Here is a 15,823-nt window from a genome sequence, read left to right as displayed (position 1 = left end):
TTTACAAATATAATTTCTTTTATCAAAGAATCACTAATTTTTCAATTTTTTCCACTTTTTTATTTGATAAAATTGATCTAACACTTAATCGATACAAATAGACTCCTTTCCCAATTTTATCTCCAAAATCATCTTTACCATCCCATGCTAAGTCTCTTGATAAAAACCCTGTTGTTGATACAGTTTGATTTTTTGTCCAGACAATTCTACCTGTTATTGTCATAATTTGAACTTGAACTTCTAAAGGCTCAAAAGGTTTGTTATGAGTAAACCAAAACTCAGTGTAATTAACAAATGGATTAGGATAATTTAAAACATTTGTCAATTCCAACTCTGAATCATCTATTACAACAAATTTAAGTTCAGAACTTACCATATTATTATAAACATCCCAAGCTTTAACCGTTAACGTATGCACGCCTGGTGATAGTTTTGAAAATTGATAATTTACAATTCCTCTTGTATAATCATCCTTTACAGAATTATAAAAATCATTTAAAATAATAGGCTTCGTCTCATCACCATCTAAATAAGCCACTATATCATGACCAATTCCTCCTGCTGTATTAATTCCGTTTTCATCCTGTAATTCCACAACTAATATCGGCTTCTGATTTACAATACCTCCTGCAACAAAAGTTTTATCATTTATATACAACTGCATCTTAGGCGGAATGTTATCTTGAACCGCATTTGAGTTAACACCCCCAACTTTCACTCTTAAATCATAACCTGTTTTATCCTTAAGACCTGTATTTTCAGCAGCATAAAAACTCACTTTTCCCATTCCAACTGGAATCGCTATATCTTTAGGAACCACAAAGTTAAATTCAAACTTTCCTTCTTTAACATTAGCATTACCTCTAAAAATAGTTTCTCCCATTGATTTAAATGACAGCTTAGGTAAAACACCATCATTTGCTAAAGTTGTTTTATCTATAAATTTATCAAAAATACTCACAAATAATTCGCCTCCAAAATCATTCTGAGTCTGGTCTTTATCATCTTGTATTTCCCCTGAAATTTTCACTTTTGACAATGCGGACAAACTCCCCGTATAACCCGTTATTGGCTCATCATTTATATGAGTTATTACAACTTTTGGATCTGGTATCGCTAATTTCATAGCTGGATCTCCAATAAATGAAATAACATGATTCCCTAAATCTAACGCATCTTTTTTGCCAAACGTACAGCCTCCGCTATTGATACTTTTCCTCTATCAGAATACCCAAATAAATATGGAGCAATTAATAAATTATAACGTTCACCTACGACCTGATAAATAAGTCTTGAAGTAGAGATCAAAGCTATAGGACCACCATATGGATTCTGAAAAGCAACCTCTCCTCCCGTATCTTTTAATGGATTATCATAACGTGTAAACTCACAAGTTACTGTCATAAAAAGAGGAAACTTATAAGGATTAGCCAGAGCTTTTACATCTGCTAATTCAAACAAACGTTCACTTGCTAAGCCGCTTTCACCCCCATGACCTATATATACCATTGCCAAAGTCCCTTGTGAAAAAGAGTTTAAAAACTCCTCCTTTGCTTTCGGATATTTCTGCCCCCCAGAAGTAATAACTTGTTCATAAGCATCCGTAAAAATCTTTCTTGCATTAAACGAAGGACGATTAGCAAGTATGGCATCCGCCATATTATTCAAGTTTACCTGCAAACTTGAATCCGAAGTTTTATCAACATCATCTGATAAAAAGACTAAATTATTACGCCATTTACCAATTGATTTTTTGTCATGATACTGAATAATTTTATCAACCATTTGTTGTGCTTGCAAAATATCCTTTGCTAGAATTCTTCCTACAGCTATATCACAACCTTCTATCCCCGTCATACGTCCCTCAAAAAGATCCATCATTCCAAAAAACTCATCTGAAACAAATGAATCTGACAGAGCAAGACTCCCTAAAGATTGCAAGTTAGGCACTAAATTTGTGTTATTTTTAACCCTATCCTTATAATCAAAAGAAGCATCTCCAAAAAGACACAAATAACTTATTTTTTTACCTCCTGGAGCCGTTTCATATACATACCTCACTAAATTACGAATAGCCCCTATATCCTGTTTTCCTGTTGAAAATTCATTATATATATCATCTAATAAAACAACCTTTACATTTAATTTAGAATAATTTCTATGAAAATCAGCTAAACGATCAGCCTGAGATTTTAAAATTCTAGGTGTTACAATCAAGTAATCCAATGGCTTAATTTGATTATTTTCATCCAAAAAAATCGTTCCTTTTAAATCTTGATTAAAAACATTAGAATTTTCATCTGATTTAGGATAATAATAATCATTAGGTTCAACTAAAACATACTCATGCACCTTATCATCTACAAAACCTAAAAAGAAAAATCAACTTCAGAACCTTTACTTATTTTAGAAATAGCTTCATAACTAGTCACATCCCAAATTTGACGAACCTCTCCTATATTTTTAAAATTATATTGACCTACTAAAGAATTATTTTCAATTCTGTTAATCCTAAAAGGAAACTGTTTACCATAACCCATTAAACTTGATTTAGCAGCAATAGTTAAAAAATCTAAATATGATTTTGCTGAAGGAATACCATTATTATTATAAGACAAAGCAACTGATATAGTATTAGAGGTACGTTCATTATACCTCGAAACAAAAACAGACTCTTCACCTTTTACTGTATTTAAATCCAAAACACCTTGAAATTCAACTTTCTTATCACTAATTCCATTTATAGAAACATTTATACTCGAAGACTTAATACTTGTTGAAACAGAAGAAAACCTAACAATAACTTCAGCTCCCAAAACAATATTAGGAACTAAAAAATCAAAAGTATAATTTGGTTTCAAATGCAATTCCTCTCCAAACCAACGTCTTCCAAATTCACCAACATTGTTCTTATCAACTTCATGATAAGCGTAAAAATCATATTCATTAAAATTCAAATGAACGGAACCAACTGGCTGAACCTTTTCTTCAATCCTTTTCCCTCTATCTCCCCCACTAGTTATATAATAATAAGATTTATCAGCATATAAATTATTATGAGTCATATTTTCCTCACTCCATTTATCCATACCTAAACCATAAAACAAAACATAATCAGATTCATCAAAAACACCATCTTCCTCTCCCACTACTTGAATTGCATTCTCTTGTAAATCTAAAGTAGAATTTTCAGCATTAAGTAAAGGAATCATCTTCCCTCCATTACCATAAATTTTCAAAGTGCGAGGATCTACATTAACATTAACACCTAAACTAGATAAAAAAGCTTTAGTTATCTTATAGACCCCTGACTTTTCAATAAAAAACTTCTTCCACACTCCATTCCTTAATACAGAATTCTGTAAACCTCCAATATTATATCTTGCAAGTATTTTTTTATTTAAAGTCTCATTAAAAGAATAACTAAAAGAAATGACTTTCTTATAAACATTCCCCTCCTTATAAATTGGATTAAAACTTAAAACAACCGAAGTTTCATCTCTAAAGCTAACATTACTTATTTTAAAACCTATTGTATTGGTAATCTTTTTCAAATCTAAAATACCTAATGAAGATTCTTCAATCTCTTCCGTTATTATATTAAAGCTATTAAAAGAAGCTTCATCTGCAACAATATCCTGTGCAATCTTCCTTGAAAACAATAAAGTTTTATTCTCAAAACTAAAAACAAGCCCTTCCGCTTGAAAATTAGGAATTACAACAACTCTCTCTTCATCATACCTCAAAGGCTTTGAAGTCCAACCCAAATCAATACTACCTAATGATTGAGCATTTAAATAAAAACAATTTAAAAAACCAAAAAATACCAAATACCACTTCATATACCCATAAACGAAAATTACTTTACTATATTATTTGTAAAAATAAACTTTAATAAACAATAAAATACATTTTTACACGTTAAACATATATTATTTATCGAATAATTCTGTACTAAAAAAATATTTTAACAACTCTTATTGCTAATTACTCGTTAATTATTATATTGCATCACTTTAAATAATTACCTACTGAAAGTATGAAAGTAAACAAAACGATGACAGTAAGAGCACTTTTATCTGCTATGGTGCTTTTAAGTTTTACTACCAGTTGTAGTAAAAAGTCTAGTACTAAAGACACTTCAGCTGCAACAGGCTGGAAAATTAATGATCCTAATGGAGGTTTCCAGTACAACTCTAATTTCACCAAACAAGAAACAGGTCCTGGTCTAGTTTTAGTTGAAGGAGGAACGTTTACGATGGGAAAAATTCAAGATGACGTTATGCACGATTGGAATAATACTCCTTCCCAACAACATGTTCAGTCTTTTTACATGGATGAAACAGAAGTAACGAACATAATGTATATGGAGTACTTAGATTGGATTAAAAGAGTTTTCCCTCCAACAGAAGAAAATTACAAACACATATACAATGGAGCATTACCTGATACTCTAGTTTGGAGAAATCGTTTAGGTTATAACGAAACAATGACCAACAACTATCTACGTCATCCTGCTTATTCTCAATATCCAGTAGTAGGAGTAAACTGGCTACAGGCTACTGAATTCGCAAAATGGAGAACTAATCGAGTAAACGAAGCTCTTCTAGAAAGAGAAGGCTACATGAAAAAGGAGCTAAATTAGTAGATGCTGACGCAAATAATAATTTTGATACAGAAGCTTATTTAGTATCGCCTTCAACCTCTTTTGGAGGAAACGAAGAAATCATACTTCAAAAACAACGCGGTAGATCTAGCTCTAAATCAGCCAAAAAATCAACTGATCAGACAGGAACTAATGCAACAGCTACCAATGATGGTCCTAAAAATGTGTACGCACAAAAACTTCAGGTCTATTATTACCTGAGTATAGACTTCCTACTGAAGCTGAATGGGAATATGCAGCAGCTTCAGACGTAGGTACTCGTGAGTATAACACATATAGAGGACAAAAGAAATATCCTTGGAAAGGACAGTATACTCGTTCAGGAAGTCGAGTAACTCGCGGTGATCAATTAGCCAACTTCAAACAAGGAAAAGGAGATTACGGAGGAATTGCAGGTTGGTCTGATGACAATGCAGATATTACAGCACCTGTAAAATCATACAAACCAAATGATTTCGGTCTTTACGATATGGGGGGTAACGTAGCTGAGTGGGTACAAGACGTTTACCGCCCTATAGTAGACGATGAAGCAAACGATTTCAACTATTTCCGCGGAAACGTTTATACTAAAAACAAAATAGACAAAGAAGGTAAAATAGTTTTCGTAACATCTGAAACTATAAAATACGACACATTAAGTAATGGTAAAGTAATCGCTAGAAGCAAACCAGGAGAAATCGCACAAGTGCCAGTTGATGAAAATGAAACATATTTAAGACAAAACTTCTCAAGAAGTAACAATATTGGTTTCAGAGATGGAGATAAACAATCTTCTAGATTATACAACCTAAATGACGAATCTACAACAGGAGAAGACTTAAAAGACAAAAAGAGAATGTACAATTCTCCTATACACAAAGTAGCTCCAGACAGCACAGGAAAGATAGATCGTAAATTTGATAAATCTGACAAAAGAACTACGTTAGTGGGTGATAATGTAAGAGTTTACAAAGGAGGTTCTTGGAAAGATAGAGCCTATTGGTTAGACCCTGCATCAAGAAGATACTTAAGCGAAGATTTAGCTACTGACTTCATCGGATTCAGATGCGCAATGTCTCGAGTAGGTCCAAAATCAGACTTCAAAAAAACACCAAGAAATAGAAAATAACATACTTTCGTTTAAAATAAAATCCCGCTTTTGCGGGATTTTATTTTTTTAGTACCTTAGCCATATGAGAATAGAAGAATTATACCAATGCTTTTTACAGTGCGACACTATTTGCACCGACACTCGTAAAATAACCCCTAATAGCCTTTTTATCGCACTAAAAGGAGATAATTTCAACGCTAACGAATTTGCACAAGAAGCATTAAACAAAGGTGCCCTTTTTGCCATTATAGACGATAAAAAATACCATACTGATCAAAATAAAATGCTCCTCGTTAATAATTCACTTCAAACCCTACAAGAATTAGCTCATTATCATAGAATACAACTAGGATTACCCATTATTTCCCTTACAGGAAGCAATGGAAAAACAACCACAAAAGAATTAATCAATTCCGTACTATCAAAAAAATATAAAACAGTAGCTACACAAGGCAACCTAAATAATCACATAGGGGTTCCTTTAACCCTACTTTCCATAAAAGAAGATACAGATATCGGAATAGTAGAAATGGGAGCGAATCATCAAAAAGAAATCGATTTACTTTGCAATATTGCCACCCCTGATTTTGGCTACATTACTAATTTTGGAAAAGCACATCTAGAAGGATTTGGAGGTATCGAAGGTGTTATTAAAGGTAAAAGTGAAATGTATAATTATCTAGAAACAAATCACAAAACTGTTTTTGTAAATCTAGACGATCCCATTCAAGAAGAAAAAACACAAAAAATCAATCGATACACCTTTTCAACTAATAGCAATAAAACCCCTAACGTTACCATAACCGAAATACAAGCAAACCCATTTGTAAAAATAAAATACAACAACATTGAAATTCAATCCAATCTTATTGGTATATACAACTCTAACAACATTAATGTAGCCATATCCATAGGTAAATATTTCAATGTCTCTGATCAAGATATAAAAGAGGCTATTCAAAATTACACACCTTCAAACAATCGCTCACAGCTAATTGAAAAAAACACAAACAAAATCATCCTTGATGCCTACAACGCCAACCCAAGCAGTATGTTAGCAGCTTTAAACAACTTAAAGCAACTAGAAGGGAAAAAAACAGCCATTTTAGGCGATATGTTCGAACTTGGAGAAGAAAGTCTAATAGAACACACAAAAATAATAGAATCTGTTTTAAACGACACATCCATTCATTATCATTTCATCGGAAAAGATTTTTACACTTCAAAAATAACAAAAGAACACATTCATTACTATACATCATTTGAAGATTTTGTTCAAAACAAACCCACAAAAATAGAAAACAATACAATCTTAATAAAAGGATCAAGAGGAATGGCACTAGAACGAACCCTTGAAATTATTTAACAAAAAACAAACAAATTATAACCACGTGTCCATAAGCGTGGTTTTTTGTTTTTATAACGTGCCCCACCACAACCAATAATCAAGAGCCTTTGACAGAAACACTTTAATATGTGTCGGGTCGCTTGCTACTCGCTACATGGTAGCTTGCTACGCCCGATCACGCAAGCAATAACATCAATCAAATTCTTGCTAAAACAAAAAACCCTATTCTTTACAGAATAGGGTTTTTAAAGAAAGGCAGCGATCTACTCTCCCACATAATTGCAGTACCATCGACGCTGGCGGGCTTAACTTCTCTGTTCGAAATGGGAAGAGGTGAGCCCCGCCGCAATAACCACCTTAAGGTTGTAAGTGATAAATGATTAGCTCATAGTGATAAGTCTTTGACTTTTCACTTTTTACTAGTTACTTTTCACTGTAGCTTATAGCTAGCAATATTTTAACATATTGAGATAAATATTCATTTAAAGAAAGAATCTGCTTCCCCCCTCCTTTACAGGGCAAGGGGGAGGCTTACAATAAGCTTACGGGTTATTAGTACTACTCGGCTATGACATTACTGCCTTTACACCTATAGCCTATCAACGTGGTGATCTTCCACGACCCTTAAAAGAAATCTCATCTTGTGGTGGGTTTCGCGCTTATATGCTTTCAGCGCTTATCCCTTCCCAACGTAGCTACTCTGCGATGCTCCTGGCGGAACAACAGATACACCAGCGGTTAGTCCAACTCGGTCCTCTCGTACTAGAGTCAGATCCACTCAAATTTCTAACGCCCACAGTAGATAGAGACCGAACTGTCTCACGACGTTCTGAACCCAGCTCGCGTGCCACTTTAATGGGCGAACAGCCCAACCCTTGGGACCTTCTCCAGCCCCAGGATGTGACGAGCCGACATCGAGGTGCCAAACCCCCCCGTCGATGTGAGCTCTTGGGGGAGATCAGCCTGTTATCCCCGGCGTACCTTTTATCCTTTGAGCGATGGCCCTTCCATGCGGAACCACCGGATCACTATGCTCTACTTTCGTACCTGATCGACCTGTATGTCTCTCAGTCAAGCTCCCTTTTGCCATTGCACTCTACGCACGGTTACCAAGCGTGCTGAGGGAACCTTTAGAAGCCTCCGTTACTCTTTTGGAGGCGACCACCCCAGTCAAACTACCCACCAAGCAATGTCCTCTCTTTTGAGAGTTAGGCCTCAGATAAGCAAAGGGTGGTATTTCAACAATGACTCCACAACGCCTAGCGACGCCATTTCACAGTCTCCCACCTATCCTACACATCACTTATCCAAGGTCAATACTAAGCTATAGTAAAGGTGCACAGGGTCTTTTCGTCCCACTGCGGGTAATCGGCATCTTCACCGATACTACAATTTCACCGAGCTCATGGCTGAGACAGTGTCCAGATCGTTACACCATTCGTGCAGGTCGGAACTTACCCGACAAGGAATTTCGCTACCTTAGGACCGTTATAGTTACGGCCGCCGTTTACTGGGGCTTCAATTCAATGCTTCTGATTGCTCATAACATCTCCTCTTAACCTTCCAGCACCGGGCAGGTGTCAGGCCCTATACGTCATCTTACGATTTTGCAGAGCCCTGTGTTTTTGATAAACAGTCGCCTGGACCTCTTCACTGCGGCCAGCTTGCGCTGGCGACCTTTCTCCCGAAGTTACAGGTCTATTTTGCCTAATTCCTTAGCCATGAATCTCTCGAGCACCTTAGGATTCTCTCCTCAACTACCTGTGTCGGTTTACGGTACGGGTACTTATAATCTAAGTTTAGAAGGTTTTCTTGGCAGCCCTTAGGTACTCTATCCCATCATCCGAAGATTCCGAGTACTATCGTATTTCACCAAAACCTACGGATTTGCCTATAGGTCTTATAGTTACGTACTTTAACGAACTATTCCGTCAGTTCGCGGTACTTTCATCACTGCGTCACTCCATCACAATTATAAGTAGTACGGGAATATTAACCCGTTGGCCATCGACTGCGCCTTTCGGCTTTGCCTTAGGACCCGACTAACCCGCAGCTGATTAGCATAGCTGCGGAAACCTTAGTTTTTCGGTGTGGGTGTTTCTCGCACCCATTATCGTTACTTATGCCTACATTTTCTTTTCTAACCTCTCCAGCATCCCTCACGAAAAACCTTCTACGATGTTAGAATGCTCCCCTACCACAGTATATTCTGTCCATAGCTTCGGTAGTATGCTTATGCCCGATTATTATCCATGCTCGATCGCTCGACTAGTGAGCTGTTACGCACTCTTTAAATGAATGGCTGCTTCCAAGCCAACATCCTAGCTGTCGATGCAATCAAACCGCGTTTGTTCAACTTAGCATACATTTGGGGACCTTAGCTGATGGTCTGGGTTCTTTCCCTCTCGGACTTGGACCTTAGCACCCAAGCCCTCACTGCTGTGTATATTATATAGCATTCGGAGTTTGTCAGGAATTGGTAGGCGGTGAAGCCCCCGCATCCAATCAGTAGCTCTACCTCTATATAACTAGACCACAGCGCTGCACCTAAATGCATTTCGGGGAGTACGAGCTATTTCCGAGTTTGATTGGCCTTTCACCCCTACCCACAGATCATCCCAAGACTTTTCAACGTCAACGGGTTCGGACCTCCACTATGTGTTACCACAGCTTCATCCTGTCCATGGGTAGATCACACGGTTTCGCGTCTAACACTACTGACTAAAGCGCCCTATTCAGACTCGCTTTCGCTACGGATCCGCACCTGAAGTGCTTAACCTTGCCAGCAACGTTAACTCGTAGGCTCATTATGCAAAAGGCACGCCGTCACATCTTAATGATGCTCCGACCGCTTGTAAGCGTATGGTTTCAGGTTCTATTTCACTCCGTTATTCACGGTTCTTTTCACCTTTCCTTCACAGTACTGGTTCACTATCGGTCTCTCAGGAGTATTTAGCCTTAGCGGATGGTCCCGCCAGATTCAGACAGGGTTTCACGTGCCCCGCCCTACTCAGGATACCACTATTCTTTATATCCCTTACTTATACGGGACTATCACCCTCTTTGGTTAACCTTTCCAGGTTATTCTAATTCAGTTTACAAGAAATATTGTGGTCCTACAACCCCAATATTGCCGTAACAACATTGGTTTGGGCTAATGCGCTTTCGCTCGCCACTACTCACGCAATCACTTTTGTTTTCTTCTCCTCCGCCTACTTAGATGTTTCAGTTCAGCGGGTTCGCCTCCTATCGGATACTATGTCTTCAACATAGTGGGTTGCCCCATTGGGATATCTGCGGATCTATTCGTATGTGCCAATCCCCGCAGCTTTTCGCAGCTTATCACGTCCTTCTTCGCCTCTGAGAGCCTAGGCATCCCCCATACGCCCTTATTTTGCTTATTGTTTCTTTTTAATTATAAATGTTAATTTATAAATGATGAATCAATTCATAATTCACAATTTAAAATTCACATTTTTTTGTGTTCTTTCTACTTGTTTGTATGTTTATCTCAATATGTCAATGAACTTTAATCAATTAACAATTATCAATTGATAATTATCATTTTTTTCGTGGAGAATATCGGAGTCGAACCGATGACCTCCTGCGTGCAAGGCAGGCGCTCTAGCCAGCTGAGCTAATCCCCCGTTTTTAATTTCAAAATTTAAATCTCAAATTTCAAAATTCAAGGACTCAACTTCTAAAATTTCCTTTTCTCTTAAAATACTTGTTAAAAGTAGTCCCGGGCAGACTCGAACTGCCGACCCCTACATTATCAGTGTAGTACTCTAACCAGCTGAGCTACGAGACTCTGTATTTTAAGTCTTTTTTTTTGAACTAACAGCGAGAGTAAGACCCTAGGTCTTTTTTATGTCTCTAGAAAGGAGGTGTTCCAGCCGCACCTTCCGGTACGGCTACCTTGTTACGACTTAGCCCTAGTTACCAGTTTTACCCTAGGCAGCTCCTTGCGGTCACCGACTTCAGGTACCCCCAGCTTCCATGGCTTGACGGGCGGTGTGTACAAGGCCCGGGAACGTATTCACCGCAGCATGGCTGATCTGCGATTACTAGCGAATCCAGCTTCACGGAGTCGAGTTGCAGACTCCGATCCGAACTGAGAACGGTTTTATAGATTCGCGCCCACTTGCGTGGTGGCTGCTCTCTGTACCGTCCATTGTAGCACGTGTGTAGCCCAAGGCGTAAGGGCCGTGATGATTTGACGTCATCCCCACCTTCCTCACGGTTTGCACCGGCAGTCTTGTTAGAGTTCCCGACTTGACTCGATGGCAACTAACAACAGGGGTTGCGCTCGTTATAGGACTTAACCTGACACCTCACGGCACGAGCTGACGACAACCATGCAGCACCTTGAAAGACGTCCGAAGAAGGATCTATTTCTAAATCTGTCGTCTCCCATTTAAGCCTTGGTAAGGTTCCTCGCGTATCATCGAATTAAACCACATGCTCCTCCGCTTGTGCGGGCCCCCGTCAATTCCTTTGAGTTTCACTCTTGCGAGCGTACTCCCCAGGTGGGATACTTATCACTTTCGCTTAGCCACTCAGATTGCTCCAAACAGCTAGTATCCATCGTTTACGGCGTGGACTACCAGGGTATCTAATCCTGTTCGCTCCCCACGCTTTCGTCCATCAGCGTCAATTAACTCGTAGTAACCTGCCTTCGCAATGGGTATTCCATGTAATCTCTAAGCATTTCACCGCTACACTACATATTCTAGTTACTTCCAAGTAATTCAAGTTCTACAGTATCAATGGCCGTTTGATCGTTGAGCGACCAGATTTCACCACTGACTTATAAAACCGCCTACGGACCCTTTAAACCCAATGATTCCGGATAACGCTTGGATCCTCCGTATTACCGCGGCTGCTGGCACGGAGTTAGCCGATCCTTATTCTTACAGTACCGTCAAGCTCCCTCACAAGGGAGTGTTTCTTCCTGTACAAAAGCAGTTTACAATCCATAGGACCGTCATCCTGCACGCGGCATGGCTGGTTCAGGCTTGCGCCCATTGACCAATATTCCTCACTGCTGCCTCCCGTAGGAGTCTGGTCCGTGTCTCAGTACCAGTGTGGGGGATCTCCCTCTCAGGACCCCTACCCATCGTCGCCTTGGTATGCCGTTACCACACCAACTAGCTAATGGGACGCATGCTCATCTTGTACCGTTGGAACTTTAATAATTAAATGATGCCATTTAAAAATACCATGGGGTATTAATCCAAATTTCTCTGGGCTATCCCCCTGTACAAGGTAGATTGCATACGCGTTACGCACCCGTGCGCCGGTCTCAAAGGAGCAAGCTCCTTCTACCCCTCGACTTGCATGTGTTAAGCCTGCCGCTAGCGTTCATCCTGAGCCAGGATCAAACTCTTCATCGTATTTTTTTGAGCTTACGCTCTAGTTTTTTGACAAAGTCGCTAGTTTTCTTACTCTCTTAAATTTTGTTTGTCTTAATATCTCTATTAAAACGTGCTGTCAATCCAATATGTCTATGAACTTTTTCTTTACTTTTTTTCGCTTTTGACTTATCGTCTTAGCGGGTGCAAAGATAGTGTTTCTTTTAGCTTTTACAAGACTTTTTTACTTTTTTTTCAAAAATTTTTAAAAGCTTGTTTTCAATCTAATTAGGAACTTTTCTATTTTGCGAGGATAAAAAATCCCCTGCTTTTCAGGGGATTTTTATGTAAATTCTAATTACTAATCAGAATAAAGAAAGGCAGCGATCTACTCTCCCACATAATTGCAGTACCATCGACGCTGGCGGGCTTAACTTCTCTGTTCGAAATGGGAAGAGGTGAGCCCCGCCGCAATAACCACCTTAAGGTTGTAAGTGATAAATGATTAGCTCATAGTGATAAGTCTTTGACTTTTCACTTTTTACTAGTTACTTTTCACTGTAGCTTATAGCTAGCAATATTTTAACATATTGAGATAAATATTCATTTAAAGAAAGAATCTGCTTCCCCCCTCCTTTACAGGGCAAGGGGAGGCTTACAATAAGCTTACGGGTTATTAGTACTACTCGGCTATGACATTACTGCCTTTACACCTATAGCCTATCAACGTGGTGATCTTCCACGACCCTTAAAAGAAATCTCATCTTGTGGTGGGTTTCGCGCTTATATGCTTTCAGCGCTTATCCCTTCCCAACGTAGCTACTCTGCGATGCTCCTGGCGGAACAACAGATACACCAGCGGTTAGTCCAACTCGGTCCTCTCGTACTAGAGTCAGATCCACTCAAATTTCTAACGCCCACAGTAGATAGAGACCGAACTGTCTCACGACGTTCTGAACCCAGCTCGCGTGCCACTTTAATGGGCGAACAGCCCAACCCTTGGGACCTTCTCCAGCCCCAGGATGTGACGAGCCGACATCGAGGTGCCAACCCCCCGTCGATGTGAGCTCTTGGGGAGATCAGCCTGTTATCCCGGCGTACCTTTTATCCTTTGAGCGATGGCCCTTCCATGCGGAACCACCGGATCACTATGCTCTACTTTCGTACCTGATCGACCTGTATGTCTCTCAGTCAAGCTCCCTTTTGCCATTGCACTCTACGCACGGTTACCAAGCGTGCTGAGGGAACCTTTAGAAGCCTCCGTTACTCTTTTGGAGGCGACCACCCCAGTCAAACTACCCACCAAGCAATGTCCTCTCTTTTGAGAGTTAGGCCTCAGATAAGCAAAGGGTGGTATTTCAACAATGACTCCACAACGCCTAGCGACGCCATTTCACAGTCTCCCACCTATCCTACACATCACTTATCCAAGGTCAATACTAAGCTATAGTAAAGGTGCACAGGGTCTTTTCGTCCCACTGCGGGTAATCGGCATCTTCACCGATACTACAATTTCACCGAGCTCATGGCTGAGACAGTGTCCAGATCGTTACACCATTCGTGCAGGTCGGAACTTACCCGACAAGGAATTTCGCTACCTTAGGACCGTTATAGTTACGGCCGCCGTTTACTGGGGCTTCAATTCAATGCTTCTGATTGCTCATAACATCTCCTCTTAACCTTCCAGCACCGGGCAGGTGTCAGGCCCTATACGTCATCTTACGATTTTGCAGAGCCCTGTGTTTTTGATAAACAGTCGCCTGGACCTCTTCACTGCGGCCAGCTTGCGCTGGCGACCTTTCTCCCGAAGTTACAGGTCTATTTTGCCTAATTCCTTAGCCATGAATCTCTCGAGCACCTTAGGATTCTCTCCTCAACTACCTGTGTCGGTTTACGGTACGGGTACTTATAATCTAAGTTTAGAAGGTTTTCTTGGCAGCCCTTAGGTACTCTATCCCATCATCCGAAGATTCCGAGTACTATCGTATTTCACCAAAACCTACGGATTTGCCTATAGGTCTTATAGTTACGTACTTTAACGAACTATTCCGTCAGTTCGCGGTACTTTCATCACTGCGTCACTCCATCACAATTATAAGTAGTACGGGAATATTAACCCGTTGGCCATCGACTGCGCCTTTCGGCTTTGCCTTAGGACCCGACTAACCCGCAGCTGATTAGCATAGCTGCGGAAACCTTAGTTTTTCGGTGTGGGTGTTTCTCGCACCCATTATCGTTACTTATGCCTACATTTTCTTTTCTAACCTCTCCAGCATCCCTCACGAAAAACCTTCTACGATGTTAGAATGCTCCCCTACCACAGTATATTCTGTCCATAGCTTCGGTAGTATGCTTATGCCCGATTATTATCCATGCTCGATCGCTCGACTAGTGAGCTGTTACGCACTCTTTAAATGAATGGCTGCTTCCAAGCCAACATCCTAGCTGTCGATGCAATCAAACCGCGTTTGTTCAACTTAGCATACATTTGGGGACCTTAGCTGATGGTCTGGGTTCTTTCCCTCTCGGACTTGGACCTTAGCACCCAAGCCCTCACTGCTGTGTATATTATATAGCATTCGGAGTTTGTCAGGAATTGGTAGGCGGTGAAGCCCCCGCATCCAATCAGTAGCTCTACCTCTATATAACTAGACCACAGCGCTGCACCTAAATGCATTTCGGGGAGTACGAGCTATTTCCGAGTTTGATTGGCCTTTCACCCCTACCCACAGATCATCCCAAGACTTTTCAACGTCAACGGGTTCGGACCTCCACTATGTGTTACCACAGCTTCATCCTGTCCATGGGTAGATCACACGGTTTCGCGTCTAACACTACTGACTAAAGCGCCCTATTCAGACTCGCTTTCGCTACGGATCCGCACCTGAAGTGCTTAACCTTGCCAGCAACGTTAACTCGTAGGCTCATTATGCAAAAGGCACGCCGTCACATCTTAATGATGCTCCGACCGCTTGTAAGCGTATGGTTTCAGGTTCTATTTCACTCCGTTATTCACGGTTCTTTTCACCTTTCCTTCACAGTACTGGTTCACTATCGGTCTCTCAGGAGTATTTAGCCTTAGCGGATGGTCCCGCCAGATTCAGACAGGGTTTCACGTGCCCCGCCCTACTCAGGATACCACTATTCTTTATATCCCTTACTTATACGGGACTATCACCCTCTTTGGTTAACCTTTCCAGGTTATTCTAATTCAGTTTACAAGAAATATTGTGGTCCTACAACCCCAATATTGCCGTAACAACATTGGTTTGGGCTAATGCGCTTTCGCTCGCCACTACTCACGCAATCACTTTTGTTTTCTTCTCCTCCGCCTACTTAGATGTTTCAGTTCAGCGGGTTCGCCT

At 40.1% G+C, this 15,823-nt stretch carries 4 protein-coding genes, 2 tRNA genes, 5 rRNA genes and 1 pseudogene (1 of these 12 cut by a window edge); 2 read left to right on the top strand and 10 right to left on the bottom strand.

Going from position 1 to position 15,823, the window contains the following annotated elements; translation table 11 throughout:
• Positions 1-22 precede the first annotated feature (22 nt).
• The 3 genes from porU (JJC03_RS08100) to porU (JJC03_RS08090) are packed head-to-tail and all read right to left on the bottom strand — an operon-like array spanning position 23 to position 3,842.
• Positions 23-1,126: a type IX secretion system sortase PorU gene (porU, locus tag JJC03_RS08100; RefSeq protein WP_235874360.1), complete on the bottom strand. Its 1,104-nt coding sequence runs from the start codon at positions 1,124-1,126 to the stop codon at positions 23-25.
• A gap of 41 nt (positions 1,127-1,167) precedes the next feature.
• Complete coding sequence (gene porU, locus JJC03_RS08095) at positions 1,168-2,352, bottom strand: type IX secretion system sortase PorU (RefSeq protein ID WP_235874296.1); 1,185 nt, start codon at positions 2,350-2,352, stop codon at positions 1,168-1,170.
• Between the two features lie 17 nt (positions 2,353-2,369).
• A complete protein-coding gene (porU, locus tag JJC03_RS08090) occupies positions 2,370-3,842 on the bottom strand; it encodes a type IX secretion system sortase PorU, long form (protein ID WP_235874295.1) in 1,473 nt (490 codons plus the stop codon).
• A gap of 197 nt (positions 3,843-4,039) precedes the next feature.
• Here porU (JJC03_RS08090) and gldJ point away from each other — a divergent pair.
• Positions 4,040-5,774: pseudogene (gldJ, locus tag JJC03_RS08085) on the top strand (gliding motility lipoprotein GldJ).
• Positions 5,775-5,838: 64 nt separating this feature from the next.
• Positions 5,839-7,122, top strand: coding sequence for a UDP-N-acetylmuramoyl-tripeptide--D-alanyl-D-alanine ligase (locus JJC03_RS08080; RefSeq protein ID WP_103715072.1), 1,284 nt, complete (start codon positions 5,839-5,841; stop codon positions 7,120-7,122).
• A gap of 232 nt (positions 7,123-7,354) precedes the next feature.
• Here the strand turns inward: JJC03_RS08080 and rrf (JJC03_RS08075) are convergent.
• The 7 genes from rrf (JJC03_RS08075) to JJC03_RS08045 all read right to left on the bottom strand — a co-directional run.
• A 5S ribosomal RNA gene (gene rrf / locus JJC03_RS08075) occupies positions 7,355-7,464 on the bottom strand.
• Positions 7,465-7,636: 172 nt separating this feature from the next.
• Positions 7,637-10,508 (bottom strand): 23S ribosomal RNA (locus JJC03_RS08070).
• Positions 10,509-10,677: 169 nt separating this feature from the next.
• Positions 10,678-10,751: transfer RNA gene (locus JJC03_RS08065), tRNA-Ala, on the bottom strand.
• 90 nt (positions 10,752-10,841) lie between these two features.
• Positions 10,842-10,915 (bottom strand) — tRNA-Ile (locus tag JJC03_RS08060).
• A 69-nt stretch (positions 10,916-10,984) separates the two neighbouring features.
• Positions 10,985-12,500: ribosomal RNA gene (locus tag JJC03_RS08055) — 16S ribosomal RNA — on the bottom strand.
• A 333-nt stretch (positions 12,501-12,833) separates the two neighbouring features.
• Positions 12,834-12,943: ribosomal RNA gene (rrf, locus tag JJC03_RS08050) — 5S ribosomal RNA — on the bottom strand.
• Positions 12,944-13,114: 171 nt separating this feature from the next.
• Positions 13,115-15,823, bottom strand: a 23S ribosomal RNA gene (locus JJC03_RS08045) (it continues 159 nt past the right edge of the window).
• Together the 16S, 23S and 5S rRNA genes with 2 tRNA genes alongside form the textbook arrangement of a ribosomal RNA operon.

This window comes from Flavobacterium oreochromis, from assembly GCF_019565455.1.
In the GTDB taxonomy this organism is placed as follows: domain Bacteria; phylum Bacteroidota; class Bacteroidia; order Flavobacteriales; family Flavobacteriaceae; genus Flavobacterium; species Flavobacterium oreochromis.
Note: the sequence above shows the minus strand (reverse complement) of the source record. Positions and strands in the feature narration are given on the sequence as shown.

What these genes read in the sequence shown, in the direction of transcription:
- porU (WP_235874360.1), bottom strand. Translation starts at nt 1,126, where the DNA reads ATGAAATTAGCGATACCAGATCCAAAAGTTGTAATAACTCATATAAAT.
- porU (WP_235874295.1), bottom strand. Translation starts at nt 3,842, where the DNA reads ATGAAGTGGTATTTGGTATTTTTTGGTTTTTTAAATTGTTTTTATTTA.
- JJC03_RS08080 (WP_103715072.1), top strand. Translation starts at nt 5,839, where the DNA reads ATGAGAATAGAAGAATTATACCAATGCTTTTTACAGTGCGACACTATT.